Source organism: Methanobrevibacter sp., assembly GCF_017539065.1.
Lineage (GTDB): Archaea > Methanobacteriota > Methanobacteria > Methanobacteriales > Methanobacteriaceae > Methanocatella.
Genome location: NZ_JAFYHP010000012.1, coordinates 78783 through 97190, shown reverse-complemented (window position 1 = coordinate 97190; position 18408 = coordinate 78783). Strand labels below are relative to the sequence as shown.

The following is an 18408-nucleotide window of genomic DNA, read 5'->3' as shown; positions in this document are numbered from 1 at the left end:
TGTACTACTCCTTATTCATTGCTTCTTTTTTCAAAATTCTACGATATTTTCCATATTTGTCCTCTATTGAAAACTTAGGAGGATAAATAACTTTAAGTTGCCCGCCACATTTTGGGCAAGCATCCTTTAAAGTATAAATCCCACAATCAGGACATTTATTCATTTTCATATTCATAAGAATCTAGTTATTATCTAACTCTCTTAAAAATGAACCGTTACCACCGGATTCTTCAACTACTGCAATGCATCTTTCAGCTGCAGCTTTGAGAGTTTTTTCTGCTAAGATATAATCTGTAGATTTTACAGTAATCCTATATCTAGGTGCACCGACACATTGGACCTTAATTTCCTCTTCTTCATCCTCATTATCTTCAGCAGCTTTCAATGCGGAAATAATAACATCCACCCCGTCAGGCACGAATGTTTCAATATCTACGTAACCGCTGATGTGAACTTCAGGAGGAGTAATATTCTTTTTAGCTACTTCAGTAATAGCATCCGCCCAATCCTGAGGTATTCCTTCTTCAGTTAATGATTCTGCACCCTCATCAGAAGCAGTTTCAAAAGCACCATAAACATCACCAAAGATGTCCATAAGTTCATAACCTACTTCATCATAAGCTTCATCTAAACTTTTATCTAATGATTTAGCAGATAATTCTAAGAATTTTTCAGCTTTTTGTTCAATTTTCCAATGTTGGATTTTTTTAGTTCTTTGGTCTTCACGGATTCTTTTTAAAGAAGCATCAACATGTCCTTTTTTAGGGTTAACTCTTAAAACACGACAGACGATTTTTTGATTTTCCCTTACGTGATCTCTGATATTTTTAACCCATCCAGAAGATACCTCAGAAATGTGAATGAAAGCTTCTTTGCCCTGATATTCTTCTAATTTAGCAAAAGCCCCATAATTAAGAACTTTATAAACAGTACCTACAATAAGTTCCCCTTCATCAGGCCATTCTTGACTTTTTCTAACCATACTTTCACCAACATTAAATTAAATCTAAAAATAGTAAATAAGTTAAAAACTAGAAATCTAGTTTAAAACTTTTTCAATGTGTGCAGTGATTTTAGCTTTACCACCACGAGATTTGACAAGAGTTTTACCACAAATAATACATTTTACATCAGATGCTGCACGATCGAATATTACTTGTTCATTGTCACAATCTAAACATTTAACTTTTAAAAAGTTTCCTCTTCCTTTACTAACCATGTTAACCACCCTATTTAGCTACGAATTCAGGTTTACCTGTTCTGAAAGATTGTTTAATGTGAGATTTACCACATTCTTTACATTTAAGTCTTAAATCTAATTTTTTAACTGGTTTATTTCCAGCAGGTAAAGGCCTTGGATAACCTCTGTAACCAGCAGTCACACGTCTGAATTGTCTTTGTCCCCAAGTTAATTCACTAGCTTTTCTTCTTTTTGCAGTGTGTACTTCATGTACAGTATGTCTTCTGCAGTGAGGACAGTATGTTCTCTTTTCTTTTGGTATTTTCATTTTTTCACCGTTTAATTAATAAGTTATGATAAATCTATCTGCGAATTTATCTAAATTCAATTTATAACAAAAAACGTTAGGGATAAGAACTGTCTTGTAACGCATCAAGTCTACACACAGCAAAAATCCAAATTATAATAAAATATAATTTTTTATTATCACAAATAGATACGAGTAATATATATATTCATTAAGTTATTTAAAGGTAATGGAAAATTAACTAAATTTTAACTTGACGGCCCTTTCTATTTTTGAAAAATATTTTTGCATTTACAAGCGGCAAGGTCACTATATCCTGTGGTCTGAAAGGTCCATAAACTTTTTCATCAACACCGACAATGGCATCCACATCATCAAAAACAAGCATTGTAACAAGTTCAGTATCTTTTGCTACTTTTTTAGATTCAAAATCAAAAAATTCATCTTGAGAATCAAAAGCATTAGGGTTATCTTCAATATTTTCAGCTTTAGGTTTAGGTTGCAGTTTGACTTCCTTCGGTTTATCCTCAACGACAGGTTTAGATTCTGACTTTTTTTCAACTATGGGTTTAATTTCTTCCTGTTTATCCTCAACAACAGGTTTTGAAGTCAATGTATTAGTTTGAGATTCTTTAGGTTTTATGATTGGTTGGGAAGAACTTTCATCATCATCGGATAACTTTTCAAGTGAAATATTGCCTCTATGATTTTTTAAAGTATCTATTAAAGAATAATAGAACTTTTCCTCCTCCGGAGTTAAATTCAATGGAGTGGTATCGACCAAATCAAACTGAGGCTTGCCTGTAAACAAATGATAAGATCTATGAATATTAACAACCGCTGCATCGGCTATTTTCTTCTCACGCCTTTGGCAAATCTCGGTTGCAATAATCTGAGCCTGTTTAAGTATTCCTGGTGCTTTAGAAAATGGATCACTCATTGCTTCTTTCTTTAGCCCTTCCATATATTCCAGGAGTTTATCATAAAAATCCTCATCTACCCGAGCTAATGCGCCATTGTTACGTTCTTTCTTCTGAACTTTACGTAGTGTTTGATAGAACTGATCCACTGAATACCATCTCTAAAATTAACTTTTAAAAATAAAAAAAGATGAACGGATGAAATTAATCATCTTGTTCTAATCTAGGAGCAAGTAAGAAACTTAATTTACCGTCGCCGGTTACCATATTAAGTGTCAAACTTAATGGCATATCGGTACCTAAACTAATTTCTGCTTCCTCTGAAAATTTATCTGCTTTGAGCATTTCTCTAATCTTATCTAAAGAGAATAGAGATTTAGCATGCTCTTGGATATTTTCTCCGTGAAGATATTTAATACTTGCATCACCGAATTCACCGTCTGCAGATGCAATGAAGTAATCTTCATCAACTTGTAAAGCAATTTTATCGGAAAAGATGTCAATATCGTTAATACAATCTTTCAAGATGGAGAAACGTACTTTGAATGTTGTCGGATGAGATATTTGAGGTGGAGTTGGATTATCATATTCAATATCAATCAATCTGATTTTGAATGTTCTTGTTGCATCACCTTCAAAAGTAATAATGAAATTACCTTCATCAACTGACATTAAAACTCTGTCTTGAGCTTTGGCACGTTTAAGAACTCTCATAAATTCATCAGTATCAATATTAATCTTTTCAGGAACATCACAAATATATTCGTCAAATAAACTTGCTTTAAGTTCTAAATGTACGAAAGTTATGTGACTACGGTCTAAGGCATCCAATCTCATGCCTTCACTGTCAGTTTGAATTTGTACTTCATCCACGATAGATGAAATAGCATCAAAACTGGTTTTTAATATACTAGAATCACTTAATTCTGCTTTAAACATAAATAATCCTCTTGTTAATAATGAAGTTATATTTGTTTTTTCTATTTAATAATGTTTATGTTTTCATAGAAATTATTCGTTTGATGCCTTTTTCATGCTTGAAACATATTCTTTCAAAGGTTCGCTTGCATTTTCACCATGCTCTTCAATAATTTTCACGATTGCACTACCGACAATAACTCCATCTGCAATTTTACCTATGTTTGATGCCTGCTCGGGCGTATTAATACCAAAACCGACAGCCAAAGGCAAGTCTGTCACTTCCCTGATGTCGGATAAAATTGCATTCAAATCAGTCTTAATTTCTGAACGCATTCCAGTAACCCCTAGAGATGAAACAACATAAATAAAACCTGTTGCCTCACTTGCAATCTTTTGTATCCTCTGTTTGGATGTAGGGGCAATCAGTGAAATCACATCAACACCATTTGACAGCGCAATATCTGCAATTTCGCCCTTTTCTTCATATGGCAAATCAGGAGAGATTATTCCGTCAATACCCAATTCGGCACACTTCTTAAAGAATTTCTCATATCCATAAAAGAAGACAGGATTGATGTAGGTTAAAAAGACCAATGGGATATCAGTTTTTTCACGAACCCTTCTGACGATGTCAAAAACATCATCGGTTGTTGTGTTGTGCTTAAGGGCTCTTACGTTCGCATCCTGAATTACAACCCCCTCAGCCATAGGATCTGAGAATGGAATTCCTATTTCCACTAAATCGCATCCAGCCTCCTCCATTGCCAATATGTATTCGACAGTTTTATCAATTGTTGGGTCGCCTGCTGTTAAAAATCCTATGAAAGCAGTTCCATTTTCAAATGCGTTAGGTATTTTACTCATTTAAATCAACTCCTCTGTATTCTGCAATTGATCTAACATCTTTATCTCCCCTTCCTGAAAGACATATCATTATTGTTTCATCCTTATCCATTTCTGGAGCTAATTTCATGGCATATGCAACTGCGTGTGCACTTTCAATAGCTGGAATTATACCTTCCATTTTTGATAAATATTCAAATGCTTCAACTGCTTCCTCATCAGTTATTGGAACATATTCCGCTCTTCCGGTATCTCTTAAATATGCATGTTCCGGCCCTACACCAGGATAATCCAATCCTGCTGATACAGAATATACCGGTGCAATCTGGCCATAATCCCCCTGATTAAATATTGATTTCATTCCATGGAATATTCCGATTTTGCCGTTTGTAAGTGCTGCTGCATTATATGGAGTATCAATTCCTTTTCCACCGGCTTCACAACCAATTAATTTAACTTCTTCGTCTTCAATGAAATTATAAAATGCTCCCATTGCATTACTTCCTCCACCGACACATGCAATTACTGCATTAGGAAGTTTTCCTTCTTTTTCCAGGAATTGCTCTTTTGCTTCAGCACTGATTACTGCCTGAAAATCACGGACAATCATTGGAAATGGATGAGGTCCCATTGTAGAACCGATTACATAATTAGTATCATGAACTCTTGCAATCCAATCACGAAATGCATCATTGACAGCATCCTTTAATGTTTTAGTTCCTGATTTAACAGAATGAACCTTTGCTCCCAATAATTCCATCCTATAAACATTTAAAGCCTGCCTTTTTGTATCAACTTCTCCCATGAATACTTCACATTCCATGTCAAGAAGTGCTGCCGCAGTTGCAGTTGCTACTCCATGCTGACCCGCGCCAGTTTCGGCAATTACTCTTGTTTTTCCCATTTTTTTAGCGAGCAATACCTGGCCTAAAACATTGTTAATCTTGTGGGCTCCAGTATGATTTAAATCTTCACGTTTTAAATAAATTTTAGCTCCACCAAGGTCATCTGTCATTCTTTTAGCATAATATAATAAAGAAGGACGCCCTGCATATTCTTTTAATAATGTATTCAATTCATTTACAAAATCATCATCATTCATGTAATGATAATATTGCTCTTCCAGATAGAGAAGTTCATTCATTAATGTTTCAGATATGTATTGGCCTCCATATTCCCCATATCTTCCGTTATTCAATTTATAGCCTCCATAATTTCTTTAATTTTATTTTCATCTTTAAATCCATCAATTTCCAAACTTGAACTTAAATCAATAGCATAAGGATTAAATTGCCTTATTGCCTCACAAATATTTGAACTATTTAATCCCCCAGCCAAAAAGAATTCTTTTTTTAAATCAGATTTTATCAAACGCCAATCAAATGTCTTTCCACTGCCTTTACCACTGTCCAGTAATAAATAATCCGAGTGAGAATCATTGTACTTTAATAAATCTACATTTTCAGACATTTCGATAGCTTTAATAATCTTTAATTCATTATTAGTTTTTTCTTTTAAATTAATTATATACTCTTCACTTTCCATGCCATGAAGTTGGGCCATTCCTATTACTCCCTCATTGAATAATTTTAAAATTTCCTCTTGAGGAGCATCGACAAAAACACCAACAGAAATAATGTCAGAGTCCAAATTCTGTTTTAATTCGAAAGCCAAATCATGTGAAACTTTCCTTTTGGAATCGGCGAATACAAAACCTATATAATCTGGTTTGTATTTATTTACAATTTCAATATCTTCCAATCTTTTAAGTCCACAGATTTTGATTTTAACCATTCTTCAACTCCGAAATCATAGCTTTTTTATCATCACTTTTCATTAAAGTTTCGCCAATTAAAACTGCATCAACATTATTTTCTTTTAATCTGGCGACATCTTCCTTTGTTTTAATTCCACTTTCAGAAATAAATATGACATCTCCACTAACACATCTACGTAAGCTAATACTGTTTTCAATATCTACAGTGAAATCATTTAAATTTCTATTATTAACGCCAATAATTTCAGCCCCTACTGTTAATGCACGCATGATTTCATCACCATCATGAGTCTCAACAATAGCTGAAAGACCTAAATCATGAGCTAAATCTAAAAATTTCTTTAATTGAACAATATCCAAAATAGAAACTATTAATAAGATAGCTGAAGCACCTAACGCTTTAGCTTCCCAAATCATATATTCATCAATGATAAAGTCTTTTCTTAAAACGGGAATACTTACATTTTCAGCAATTTCCTTTAGATAATCATCAGATCCCATGAAAAAATAAGGTTCTGTTAAAACTGAAATTGCAGAAGCCCCCGCAGATTCATATTCCTTTGCGATAGCCAAATAATCAAAATCCTCAGCAATCACTCCCTTTGAAGGAGAAGCTTTTTTTACTTCAGCAATGATTGCAATATCATCACCGCTTAAAGCTCGCTTAAATGGAAAGTCATCATTAATATCCATTAAAGAAACTTCATTTTTTAAATCATCAATTGAAATAATATTTTTAGCAATTTCCACTCTTTCTTTTGTTTTTTCGACAATTTCATCTAACATAATAATCAGCTATTTGTAAATTCAATAAATTTTTCAAGTTGTTGTAACGCTTTTCCAGAATCAATAATTTCCGCGGCTAAGTCAACACCTTCCCTTAAAGAATCAACTTTGCCTGCAACATATAAACCTGCAGCAGAGTTCAAAAGAACTGCATTTCTTTTTGGTCCTTTTTCACCATTCAGAATTGATAAAGTAATTTGCGCATTCTCTTTTGCATCTCCACCAATCAAATCCTCTTTAGAGCATAATTCCATTCCGAAATATTCCGGTGAAATTTCATAAGACATTGTTTTACCATCTTTAAGTTCGCATACAAATGTTTTATCACTAGCAGAAATTTCATCCATACCGTCCATTCCATAAACAGACAATGCAGAATCAACACCCAAATTCTTCAATACCTCAATTAATGGTTCGACAAGCTCTTTTTCATAAACTCCCAAAACCTGCATTGATGCCCCTGCAGGATTGGTTAGAGGGCCTAAAATATTGAATATTGTTCTAATTGAGAGTTCTTTCCTTACAGGAGCCACATATTTCATTGACAAATGATAATTCTGAGCAAATAAGAAACATATATTATGTTCTTTTAAACATCTTAAGCTTCTGCTAGGGCTAATGTTAATATTTACTCCTAGCTCTTCCAATACATCGGCTGCACCACATTTACTTGATGCAGATCTATTTCCATGTTTTGCAACAGGAACTCCTGCTGCAGAAATCACAATTGATGATGTTGTTGAAATATTAAAGGTATTGGAACCATCTCCCCCAGTTCCAACGATTTCTAAAACTTTTTCATCATTTAAAAGTCTTAAACAATGAGCCCTCATTGCTTCAGCGGAAGCGGTGATTTCCTCAATTGTCTCACCTTTCATTGCCATTGCTGTTAAATAAGCACTCATTTGAACTTCACTAGCTTCACCACTCATAATTTCATCCATTGTTTGGTAAGCCTCTTCATAAGTTAAATTTTGATGTTTATATACTTTTAAAATAGCTTCTTTAATCATAAAATACCTCTTTCGACTTTATCTAAAAAATTTTCAATAATTGTTAATCCATCAGGCGTTAATATTGACTCCGGATGGAACTGAAGACCATAAACATTATATTGTTTATGTTTTACTGCCATAATCTCACCATCATCTTTTGCTCTTGAAATGATTTCTAAAGGTTCTGGAAGGGTTTCTTTAATCAAACTTAAAGAATGATACCTGCCCACACTGATTTGGCTTGGAAGGCCCTTAAATATATAATCATAATCAAGTGATATATCTGATGATTTGCCATGCATTAATCTTTTTGCATGAGATACTGTACCTCCAAATGCAGAACAGATTGCCTGATGGCCTAAGCATACCCCTAAAATTGGAATTTTATCATGAAATTCACGAACAATTTCAATGCAAATTCCAGCATTTTCAGGTTTTCCAGGTCCTGGAGATAAAATAATCGCATCGGGATTTAGTTCTCTTATCTCTTCAATTGTTATTTTGTCATTTCTTGAAACTTTAATGTCTTGTCTTACCTCACCAATTAATTGGTATAAATTATATGAAAAACTATCGTAATTATCAATTAAAAGTATCATTCCAATCCCCCATCAGCAATTTTTAGAGCATCAATTACTGCAGCTGCTTTATTTAAACATTCCTCAAATTCCTTTTCTGGAACACTATCTGCAACAATGCCCGCTCCGGAACGTATGAATACCTTATTATTTCTAGAAAATGCAATCCTGATTGAGATACAGGTATCAATATTTCCACTCAAATCAACATATCCAATAGCTCCACCATAAATTCCGCGTTTGTTATCTTCAAGTTCATTAATTATTTCACAAGCTCTGATTTTTGGAGCTCCGGAAAGCGTGCCCGCAGGTAAAATCGAATCAATAGCGGCAAGTGAATCTAAATCACTTCTTAAAGTACCGGTTACAGTAGACCCTATATGCATTACATGGGAAAATCTCTCAACTGACAAATATTTCTCAACTTTTACAGATCCAATTTCAGCGATTCTTCCAATATCGTTTCTTCCGAGGTCAACTAACATATTATGTTCTGCAAGTTCTTTTTCATCTGAAAGTAAGTCTTTTTCCAGTTTCTCATCTTCTTCATCTGTTTTTCCACGAGGCCTTGTTCCTGCAAGCGGAAATGTGTAAAGTTTATCATTATTTAGCTTAACTAATGTTTCTGGTGAAGCGCCGGCAATTTCAATATCGTCGCTTGAAAAATAAAACATGTAAGGAGAAGGATTTGTAGTTCTTAGGACCCTATATGTGTCAAATAAACTTCCAGATATTTCTGCTTCGATTTTGTTTGAAAGCACGACCTGGAAAATATCTCCTTCAAAAATGTAATTTTTAGCCTTTTCAACCATGTCACAGAACTTTTCACGTGTGAAAACTGGTTTGAAATCGGATTTTAATTCTAATGGCGCAATATCTATTCTTTTACCATTTTTAATCAAATCTGCAATTTCCTTTAAATCGTTGCATGCCTTTTCATAGTTGTTTTCCAAATCGTCAGTTTTCATATTGACAATGATGATTATTTTTTGTTTGAAGTTGTCAAATGCAATTACCTTATCGAACAGCATCAAATCAATGTCCTTGAACTGATCTTGGTTTTCGGCATCTAAATTTAAGCTAGGTTCTTGGTATTTGATGTAATCGTATGCGAAATAGCCGACAAAACCTCCTGTGAATGGAGGCAAGTCTTTGATTTTTGGAGATTTATTCTTCAAAACCAATTCTTTGATAATTTCATGAGGTTTTTGGGTTTTAATGATTTTTTCATCGTCAGTTAATTCATTGAAATCTTCATCGCCCCTGATTTTAACTATTCCGTCTTGACATGTGACTTCCAAAAGCGGATTAAAACCTAAAAATGTGTATCTTCCCCATTTTTTTGAATCTTCTACACTCTCTAACATGTATGTATGTCGGCTGATGCCTTTTAAAATTCTTAAAACTTCTATTGGAGTCGCTATATCTGAATATAATTCATAAGATATAGGAATCCTTTTATATTCTTCATTCTTTGCAATTTCTTTTGTTTCTTCTAAATTTGGGGAAAACATTTTATCACTAATAATAAATTAGTATAATGTACTATTTAAAACCTTGTTGTAACAAAATGTACATTATATGAATATTGAAAAAAAATTTTAAAGTTTATCTTGTTCTCTGCTGAATTCAATGACGATTTTTTTGATTTCCCTGCTTTCCAAATAAGGAAGCTTTTCAGTAATTTCGCGTTCCAAGTCTCTATTTAACTGCAATCTTTTTTGAACGTATTCCTCGCCTTCAAATTCGTTTTTATATTGTTTATTTAAATTAGAATATTTAGTAATCATAGGTTGAAGAATTGTCACAATATCCTTATCCAATTGATCATTGATAATTTTTCTTTTCCTGATTTCACTAACAAAACCTACAACAGTAACAAAAAATCCTAAAACAGTTACAGTTAAGGCCGGAACAAAAATCTGTTGATTATCAATGAAAAGTATAGTAATAACAATACCCGCCAAAATCAGCGCAATTCCAATTTTTCTTAAATCCATATTAAAATTTATTATTTTTTATACTATTTAATTCTTTAAGAATTGAAATAAAAATAACTATTAATGAAAGAATGGCTAGAATTGACATGATTAGAATAACTAAATCATTTGTAAATAAAAGGCCGTTATAATCCATTCTAACAATTATTTCCGCAAATAAGTTATTTAATAAGTGAGCCAATATTGGAACAAAAATGTTTTCTGTTTTCAAATATAAAATTGCAACACAAACTCCAAATATAAATGCTGAAAAAATAGAACCAAAGCTATGAAGCGATGCGAACAAAAGAGAAGATACCAATATTGCAAAAGTTGTTGGGAGAATCAATTTCAATCTATTAAGAAAAACACCCCTGAAAATTAATTCTTCTGAAATTGGCGAAATAATAATGGTGGAAATTAGACTGCCTGTTAAAAATGAATTAAATATATTTCTAGATTGAACAAACCCTAAAATAAAATTTGAGAAATATAACATTCCATATGACAAAAATATGTTTAGAATGACAACTAAAAGAATAGTTCTAATCAAATTCGGGAAAAAAAGTTCTGAAATATCTTCTCCAACATAAGGAATTGCATCTTTGAGTTTAAAAACAAAGTAAAAAATTATGAAGATATAAATCCAAACTGTATCAACTTGAACAATGTTTAAGGAATTTAGCAAATAATGAATAATAAATAAAACAATGAAAAAAGACAACATCTCTTTTAAAGTAATCTTTTTTAGTTTTTCGTTGAATGAAGACATTATATCAAAAATAAAATTTGTTTAAAAAAAAATATATTAAATAATCTACAATGAACTACAAGTGAGATACTAATCCTCAATTAATTTTGAATTCTAAGTTAATCTACATCATCGAGTATAAATACATCTTCTATAGCATCTCTACCCAATACTTTTGTAATTTTATAGGCCAATAATAAGGAAGGATTGTAGCGAGCATTCTCTAAAGCATTAATAGTCTGACGAGTTACACCAACCAAATCAGCCAACTCCTGTTGAGTTATAGCTTTTTTTTGGCGAAACTGTCGTATTTTAGTTTCCATATAATCACCTATTATTAATATTATAATAGTAATTAAATTTTTTAATATAAAACAATATAAATGTTTGCTATAATATATAATACTTTGAACCAACAAAATAGTATTGAATACAATTATTGTGAGATGATAAAAAATGGCTATACACCCTATTGAATTTAGGTATGGTACTCCTGAAATGAAAAATATTTGGGAAGAAGAAAATAAATTACAAAGAATGCTAGATGTAGAAGCAGCTTTAGCTTTAGCGGAAGGAAAACTTGGGATTATCCCACAAGAAGTCGCAGATGAAATTGCGGCTAAAGCTAATACTGATTATGTTAAATTAGAAAGAGTGAAAGAAATTGAAGCTGAAACCAATCATGACATTGCGGCGTTATCAAAATCAATTACCGAAGTATGTGAAAATGGCGCCGGAGAATATGTTCACTTTGGTGCTACATCTAACGATATTGTAGACAGTTCAAATTCATTACTTATTCGTGATTCCATTGATGTGTTGGAAGAAAAATTAGAAAGATTGACAAAAATAATGCTTAAACTTGCAAGCGAAAATAAAATGAAAGTATGTATTGGACGTACACACGGCCAACATGCGCTTCCAACAACTTACGGAATGAAATTTGGTATTTGGGCAGATGAACTTCACAGACAATATGTTAGATTAGAAAATGCAAGACTAAATGTTTGTGTTGGAATGATGGATGGTGCAGTCGGTACAACCGCAGCTTTAGGTGAACAAGGTTGGGAAATCCATAAAACAGTTGCAGAAATCTTAGGATTGCCTGCAGCCACAATAACTAACCAAGTTGTTCAAAGAGACAACCATGTTGAATTCATAAGTGTTTTAGCCAATATTGCCTCTACTTTAGATAAAATCGGACTCGAGATTAGAAGTTTACAAAGAACTGAACTAATGGAAGTTGGAGAATATTTTGACCCTGAAAAACAAGTTGGAAGCAGTACAATGCCTCATAAAATGAATCCGATTACTGCTGAAAGAATCTGTGGTGTTGCAAGAATTGTAAAATCCTATGTAAATGCTGCACTTGACAATAATCCCCTCTGGCATGAAAGAGATTTAACAAATTCCTCTTGTGAAAGAATAATGTTTCCGGAAAGCTGTATCTTAACTGATTACATCTTAAACCTGACCATTAAATTAATGAATAATTTAGTATTCTATGATGAAAACATCGAAAGAAACTTAAATTTAACCAACGGTTTGATTATGGCTGAAAGATTAATGGCTGAGTTAACTCGTGCAGGAATGGGAAAACAAACCGCTTACGGAATTGTTAGAAAAAATGCTATTAAAGCAAATAAAGAAAAATTATTGCTCGGCGAATTAATCTTAGAAGATGAAGAGGTTCAAAAATACCTAACCGAAGAAGATGTCGATAAAATAATGGATCCACATACCTACATTGGTTCCATTCCAATAATCATCGATGAACTCCTTGAAAAGTCTGAAAAGTGGTTTGAATGAGTAATTTTAAAGAATTACGCTCAATAGAACTATCCTCATATACTATAATATCAACTGGAATTGCAGTGTTATTTTCAATAATTTCTGCAATTTTCATTACTATTCTTGTAGGTTTTACAGTTCCAGATGGAGCAAGTGTAATAATATACCTAATTCCGACAATTATTGTAGGCACATTCATGTATACAATTTACAATGCATTTTGTCAAGGTTTATTATATAATTTACTTGCCAAAAAATTGAAAACAATAGCTATAGAACTTAAGGATGGAAAAGAAATTGTTAAGATTTCTACAACTGAAACTGCAATGATGGTTTCAATTATTTTAACAATACAAGCAATATTGCTTTATTTAGTTTCGGTATTTGTTTTGCCTTTGCTTTTAAGCACAATAATGCAGACCTTAATGTATTCCGGTCAGCAGATAATGGCTTTCAATGTTTACCAATTATTGGTCCTTATAAGTCAACCTACAACAATAGCAGTGTTTATTTTTGGAACTCTTATAATATCATTTGTTTTTGTTTTAATTGGGACATACATTTATAATATTTTAGGAAAAAATGATAGAGGAATAGTTTTAAATTTAAGCGAAGAAAAAGGTTTTGCTGCAATTGATTCCATTGATTCATTAAGATTTGCTATTGCATTTGCAATAATTAGTGGTGTCCTAAATTTAGTTTTTGCAATAATTATGATGATAAGCGGCATGACACTAACAAGTGCAATCGCTAATGTATTATATGGTTTTGCAGGCGGATTTATTGAAGCTTACCTTCTAGCAATATTTTACAACTATTTAGCTCCTAAGCTTGGAAAATTAAAAATAGAATTAATTGATTTTATAATCAATTAATTTTAACTTCTTTTTATTTCTGGAACATATCTCTTAAGCATTAATGAAAGGGATATGACTGTTACAGAACTCATCGCCATTGCAAGACCTGCAAGGGCCGGCTCGAATGTTATTCCGAATGTCGGGTATAATACACCCGCTGCAACCGGAATCAAAATTGAGTTATATGCGAAAGCCCAGAAAATGTTTTCCTTGATTCTGCGCATTACCTTTTTAGAAAACTGCACGGCAGCCACTACGTTTTCCAGATCTCCTTCCATTACAACAATATCTCCGCTCTCCATTGCAATGTCGGTACCGTTACCCATGGCAACGCCAATATCGGCCTGTGTAAGTGCAGGTGCATCGTTGATGCCGTCACCAACAAACAAAACCTTCTTGGTGTTATTCGCTTGGGTTTTCTTAACAATGTCCAATTTGTTTTCCGGAAGAATACCCGCTTCTACATTATCTATTCCAACTTCACGGGCAACATTCAAAGCAGTGGATTCATTATCTCCAGTTAACATATAGGTTTCAACACCCATCTTATGTAACTCTTCAATAGCTCTTTTAGAATTAGGTTTAATTTTATCAGATAAGCTCAAAATACCTTTTACAGATTTGTCTTTTGCTAAAAAGATAATTGTTTTGCTTAAACTTTCAAGATTATGATATTTGTCTATAGTTTCCTTGCCAACATCAACATCAAAAGCTTGCATTAAAGCTAGATTGCCTGCAAGAATTTCACTGCCGTTTAACTCGGCTTTAAGCCCTTTGCCAGTAATATTTTCAAATTCGGATGTTTGATCTAAAACCAGATTCAATTCCTTTGATTTGTTCACAATAGCCTTAGCAATAGGGTGAGTTGAATTCTGCTCAATGCTTGCTGCAAGCTTAATCAATTCATCATCTGAACAACCATAACTGATGATATCGTCAACCTCAGGTTTACCTTCAGTTATTGTACCGGTCTTGTCAAATGCCGCAACATCGATTTGACCTGCATTTTCCAAGGTATCTCCGTTTTTAATCAGGATTCCATACTCTGCGGCCCTTCCAACACCTACTGTAACTGCTGTTGGAGTCGCCAAACCCAAAGCGCACGGACATGCAACCACCAATATTGAAATCAGACATGTTAATGAAAATAGTAATGTTCCTCCCAATACAAAATACCATATCAAGAATACTACAATAGCTATTGTTAAAATAACTGGAATGAAATATGACACAATAGTATTTGCGAATTTCTGAACCGGAGGCCTTGAAGACTGTGCCTTTTCAACCAAACGGATAATATTTGACAAGACAGTTTCCTTTCCAATCTTTTTGGCCCTGATTTTCAATACTCCGTCCTGATTGATGGTTCCGGCAAATACCTCTTCTCCATCCTTCTTTACTTTAGGAATCGGTTCACCATTAATCATTGATTCATCAACATAGGATTCTCCACCGACAACATCCCCGTCCACCGGGATTTTTTCACCGGGTTTGACCAAAAGCAAATCGTCTACAACAATGTCTGCGATTGAAACTTCCCTTTGTGAAATTATTTCACCATTTTCATCCACTTCAATTGCGGTTGCAACTGTTGGTTGAAGTCCTATCAGCTCCCTTATTGAATCGGAAGTTCGTTTTTTGGCTCTGGCTTCAAGATATCTTCCAATCATTAAGAATGAAGGAAGCATTACTGCTGAATCATAGAACATGAATGTGTGGTCCAGGACTATGCCGAATGTTCCAAAAATACTTGAGATATATGCAACCAGAATACCCATTGAATACATTACGTCCATATTCAGGTTTTTATGCATCAAACCGTTTATTCCCGCTTTTAAGATTGGTAAAGACACATACAAAAATGGTGCAATACTTACAATTAATGATAATAATCCCATAGAAGAAATATGCAATCCAGTTGCCTGATGCAAGGAATGTGTAAATCCATTTAACGGATCCCATCCGCTAAACATTAAAATCATTAAAATAACTGAGAAAAATAATCCAACAATAATTCTGTTACGTTTGTCCTTTAAATCCTGTTGATATATCGCTTCCTCATCGATTTCAGTCTGGCCTTCAACTCCTAAAAGTTCAAAACCTAAAGAATTAATTACTTTTTCGATTTCATCCAATGTTACTTTTGATGAATCATATCTTACTCTCGCAGATTGAGAAGTTAAATCGGCTTTAACATCAAAAATGCCATCCAATCTTATTAAAAAATTCTCAACATTCATGGTACAGGAAGCACAATGCATCCCTTGAATTCTTAAAGTCATCTCATCAGAGTGAAGTTCAAACCCCAAGTTCTTAACCAATCTCTCCATCTCTTCATAGGAAATCTTTTTAGTGTCGACTGTGATATGCAATTTATTTGCTGCCAGATCGGCGTCGACTTCCTCTACGCCTTCAATCTTACCGAATGTTTTATTCACGCTTAACACACAGGAAGCGCAATGCATTCCTTCGATTGGCAAATCCATATGTTTATGTTTCACCATATACTATCACAACTGTTTAACTTCAATTCCGTCTTGAATAACTCTTAAGATATTATCATTATCGCTTAGAACACTAACATCATCTAAAGGATTTGAATTAACTAAAATCAAATCAGCAACATAGTTCTCTTTAACTAATCCCAAGTCTTTGAATCCTAAAAATTCAGCTGCTTTAACGGTTCCTGCTGCAATTGCTTCATCAGCGGACATTCCAATATCAGTCAAATGAACCAATTCTTCCAGATTATGGCCATGAGGAATTACTCCACTGTCGGTTCCCATTAAGATGTTTACGCCCTGTTCATAAGCGACTGAAATGTTTTCTTTGTGAACTTTAACTATTTCTTTTAATTTAGCGGTTTTTTCTTCTGCAAAATTATCCCATGCCGGAAAACCGGTTTTATATAAAAACTGATGAACCAGAAGTGTTGGAACAAGATTGACGTTCTTTTCAGCCATTTTAGAAGCAGTTTTTTTATCGATGAATGTTCCGTGTTCTATAGAACTGAATCCCGCATCAATACAATTGTTCATTCCCTTTAAACTATGGCAATGAGCTGATACCTTCATGTCATTGGCACTAGCTTCTTTGACAATTGTTTTTAATTCCTTCTTATTGAATTGGGCAAATTCAGGTGAAGTATTTGTAGTCAAAACTCCTCCGCTTGCCATTACCTTTATAAAATCAGCGCCTGCTCTTTTCACTTCACGAGTCTTTTTTAATACCTCTTCAATGCCATCGCATCTTCCCTTTGGAAAACCTGGATAAATTATCTCCATATCCCAACCGGATGGCAAGAACAAGTCAAAATGACCTCCAGTCATGACCAGTGGAGTGATTGATAAATGTGCCTTTGGAGCTGTGAATAATCCTTTTTGTTGAGCCAATTTAAAACTCAAATCAGCTGATCCACAATCCCTAATTGTTGTAACCCCTGCATTAATGGTCTGTAGGCTGTGAGGCACCGCATTGTAAAAATGAAGACCTAAAGGATTTGCCATATTCTCCTCTTTGTGGAAACCTTTTGCAAATATATGGCAGTGACAGTCGATGAACCCCGGGAGCAAATAATTATCTTCACCATCAATAACATTTGCATCGACTTTGATTTTAGATGAAGAAATTTCCTTAATGACATCATCTTCAATTAAAACATTCTGATTAGTTTGAATTTCATCGAATGGATTTATAATATTTACATTTTCAATTAGAGTTTGCATACTATCACTATAATATTTCTATTGTTCCATTATCCCCATCAACTTCGACCAATGTCCCTGTTGTTAAGTCTTTAGTTTCTTCAGGTGAATCCACCATCGGAATATCGGACATTATGGCACCTGTGGCTATAATTGGTTCTGCACTTAAACAGATTATGGCCTTTGGAGCAGTGTTATTCTTCATCATTTGAAAAATAACATAAGAACCGACTGTTGAGCCTTTTCCGCCAGGAATGAATAAGACTTTATCTTTTATGATTTCTCCTTTTAATTCGTGATTTGGGTCAATTATTTCACCGTTATCAGGATTTACTCCTCCTAAAAAACTAATAGGTTCTGATGAAACAATTAATTCCCCTTTTCCTTTTCCTTTTGAAATATTTCTACATTTAATCATGAATATCACTTAAATTAATTTATCTATAACTTCTTCACCCTTATTTATGGAATTAGCTGAAATAATTGTATCAATTAATGCCCAAATCCATATTATAACACATAATAACAATCCAATTAGAATCAAAATTAGAATTGCTGAGATAACATAAGCTATTAAGAATATTGCGCCTTTATTGTCCAGTCCTAAGTAAATCTGACCAAGTCCCGGTAAAATCACACTTAAGATAACCGCTAAAAGGACATTTTTCTCTTCTGAGGAAGTGACTGTTCTGTTTGATTTGGTAACTTTAGCCTTTAAATCCTGACCACATTCCGGACAGAATTTAAAATCTCCAGTAAGTTTTGCGCCGCAATTATAGCAGAAATTGACTTTATCTGATTTGATGGAAACCGGAACTGATGTTTCCTCCTCAATTTCAGGAGTCTCCACCTCTACATCATCTTCAATGACCGGTGCCGCCTCAATTTCAGGGACCTCCAAATTTACATCATCTTCAATGACTGGTGCCTCCTCAATATTTTCAATGTAAGCACCGCAATTTTTACAAAATTTATCTTTTGGAACTTCTTTTCCACAATCCGGACAGATTACCATATTA

22 protein-coding genes are annotated in these 18408 nt (G+C 33.6%); 2 read left to right on the top strand and 20 right to left on the bottom strand.

Going from position 1 to position 18408, the window contains the following annotated elements:
• Positions 1–4: 4 nt before the first annotated feature.
• The 16 genes from IKS50_RS02525 to IKS50_RS02450 all read right to left on the bottom strand — a co-directional run bounded on the left by IKS50_RS02525 (position 5) and on the right by IKS50_RS02450 (position 11360).
• Positions 5–175: an RNA-protein complex protein Nop10 gene (locus IKS50_RS02525; RefSeq protein ID WP_292844867.1), complete on the bottom strand. Its 171-nt coding sequence runs from the start codon at positions 173–175 to the stop codon at positions 5–7.
• Positions 176–181: 6 nt separating this feature from the next.
• A complete protein-coding gene (locus IKS50_RS02520) occupies positions 182–982 on the bottom strand; it encodes a translation initiation factor IF-2 subunit alpha (protein ID WP_292844864.1) in 801 nt (266 codons plus the stop codon).
• A 57-nt stretch (positions 983–1039) separates the two neighbouring features.
• A complete protein-coding gene (locus IKS50_RS02515) occupies positions 1040–1219 on the bottom strand; it encodes a 30S ribosomal protein S27e (RefSeq protein ID WP_292844861.1) in 180 nt (59 codons plus the stop codon).
• 10 nt (positions 1220–1229) lie between these two features.
• Positions 1230–1508 carry a 50S ribosomal protein L44e gene (locus tag IKS50_RS02510; RefSeq protein WP_292844858.1) on the bottom strand — a complete coding sequence of 93 codons (279 nt, stop codon included), beginning with the start codon at positions 1506–1508 and terminating at the stop codon, positions 1230–1232.
• Positions 1509–1728: 220 nt separating this feature from the next.
• Positions 1729–2556, bottom strand: a complete 828-nt coding sequence (locus IKS50_RS02505; protein WP_292844854.1) for a hypothetical protein — start codon at positions 2554–2556, stop codon at positions 1729–1731.
• 55 nt (positions 2557–2611) lie between these two features.
• Positions 2612–3346, bottom strand: a complete 735-nt coding sequence (pcn, locus tag IKS50_RS02500; protein ID WP_292790899.1) for a proliferating cell nuclear antigen (pcna) — start codon at positions 3344–3346, stop codon at positions 2612–2614.
• Positions 3347–3418: 72 nt separating this feature from the next.
• The gene (gene trpA, locus IKS50_RS02495) at positions 3419–4192 is read right to left on the bottom strand and encodes a tryptophan synthase subunit alpha (RefSeq protein ID WP_292844795.1); all 774 of its coding nucleotides are present in this window, start codon (positions 4190–4192) and stop codon (positions 3419–3421) included.
• Positions 4185–5369, bottom strand: a complete 1185-nt coding sequence (gene trpB, locus IKS50_RS02490; protein ID WP_292844791.1) for a tryptophan synthase subunit beta — start codon at positions 5367–5369, stop codon at positions 4185–4187. Before trpB ends, trpA begins: the two co-directional genes overlap by 8 nt.
• Entirely contained in the window at positions 5366–5965 is a 600-nt protein-coding gene (locus IKS50_RS02485) for a phosphoribosylanthranilate isomerase (protein ID WP_292844788.1), read from the bottom strand. Before IKS50_RS02485 ends, trpB begins: the two co-directional genes overlap by 4 nt.
• The gene (gene trpC / locus IKS50_RS02480; protein ID WP_292844785.1) at positions 5958–6734 is read right to left on the bottom strand and encodes an indole-3-glycerol phosphate synthase TrpC; all 777 of its coding nucleotides are present in this window, start codon (positions 6732–6734) and stop codon (positions 5958–5960) included. Before trpC ends, IKS50_RS02485 begins: the two co-directional genes overlap by 8 nt.
• Positions 6735–6739: 5 nt before the next feature.
• Positions 6740–7747: an anthranilate phosphoribosyltransferase gene (gene trpD / locus IKS50_RS02475; protein ID WP_292844782.1), complete on the bottom strand. Its 1008-nt coding sequence runs from the start codon at positions 7745–7747 to the stop codon at positions 6740–6742.
• The gene (locus IKS50_RS02470) at positions 7744–8328 is read right to left on the bottom strand and encodes an aminodeoxychorismate/anthranilate synthase component II (protein ID WP_292844779.1); all 585 of its coding nucleotides are present in this window, start codon (positions 8326–8328) and stop codon (positions 7744–7746) included. Before IKS50_RS02470 ends, trpD begins: the two co-directional genes overlap by 4 nt.
• A complete protein-coding gene (trpE, locus tag IKS50_RS02465) occupies positions 8325–9821 on the bottom strand; it encodes an anthranilate synthase component I (RefSeq protein ID WP_292844776.1) in 1497 nt (498 codons plus the stop codon). The genes IKS50_RS02470 and trpE overlap by 4 nt, the downstream gene beginning before the upstream one ends.
• Positions 9822–9908: 87 nt before the next feature.
• Positions 9909–10307 carry a hypothetical protein gene (locus tag IKS50_RS02460; RefSeq protein WP_292844773.1) on the bottom strand — a complete coding sequence of 133 codons (399 nt, stop codon included), beginning with the start codon at positions 10305–10307 and terminating at the stop codon, positions 9909–9911.
• A 1-nt stretch (position 10308) separates the two neighbouring features.
• On the bottom strand, positions 10309–11058 hold the full coding sequence (locus IKS50_RS02455) for a CPBP family intramembrane glutamic endopeptidase (protein WP_292844770.1): 750 nt from the start codon (positions 11056–11058) through the stop codon (positions 10309–10311).
• Positions 11059–11156: 98 nt separating this feature from the next.
• The gene (locus IKS50_RS02450; RefSeq protein ID WP_292844767.1) at positions 11157–11360 is read right to left on the bottom strand and encodes a helix-turn-helix transcriptional regulator; all 204 of its coding nucleotides are present in this window, start codon (positions 11358–11360) and stop codon (positions 11157–11159) included.
• A gap of 133 nt (positions 11361–11493) precedes the next feature.
• Between IKS50_RS02450 and purB the strand changes: the two genes are divergently transcribed.
• The gene (gene purB / locus IKS50_RS02445) at positions 11494–12846 is read left to right on the top strand and encodes an adenylosuccinate lyase (RefSeq protein WP_292844764.1); all 1353 of its coding nucleotides are present in this window, start codon (positions 11494–11496) and stop codon (positions 12844–12846) included.
• Entirely contained in the window at positions 12843–13703 is an 861-nt protein-coding gene (locus IKS50_RS02440; protein ID WP_292844761.1) for a hypothetical protein, read from the top strand. The genes purB and IKS50_RS02440 overlap by 4 nt, the downstream gene beginning before the upstream one ends.
• A gap of 2 nt (positions 13704–13705) precedes the next feature.
• Here IKS50_RS02440 and IKS50_RS02435 read toward each other — a convergent pair whose 3' ends face one another.
• The 4 genes from IKS50_RS02435 to IKS50_RS02420 are packed head-to-tail and all read right to left on the bottom strand — an operon-like array spanning position 13706 to position 18404.
• The gene (locus IKS50_RS02435) at positions 13706–16189 is read right to left on the bottom strand and encodes a heavy metal translocating P-type ATPase (protein WP_292844758.1); all 2484 of its coding nucleotides are present in this window, start codon (positions 16187–16189) and stop codon (positions 13706–13708) included.
• Positions 16190–16195: 6 nt separating this feature from the next.
• Positions 16196–17410: an amidohydrolase family protein gene (locus IKS50_RS02430; protein ID WP_292844755.1), complete on the bottom strand. Its 1215-nt coding sequence runs from the start codon at positions 17408–17410 to the stop codon at positions 16196–16198.
• A 7-nt stretch (positions 17411–17417) separates the two neighbouring features.
• Positions 17418–17807: a DUF126 domain-containing protein gene (locus tag IKS50_RS02425; RefSeq protein WP_292844752.1), complete on the bottom strand. Its 390-nt coding sequence runs from the start codon at positions 17805–17807 to the stop codon at positions 17418–17420.
• A gap of 9 nt (positions 17808–17816) precedes the next feature.
• On the bottom strand, positions 17817–18404 hold the full coding sequence (locus IKS50_RS02420; protein WP_292844750.1) for a zinc ribbon domain-containing protein: 588 nt from the start codon (positions 18402–18404) through the stop codon (positions 17817–17819).
• Between the last annotated feature and the right edge of the window lie 4 nt (positions 18405–18408).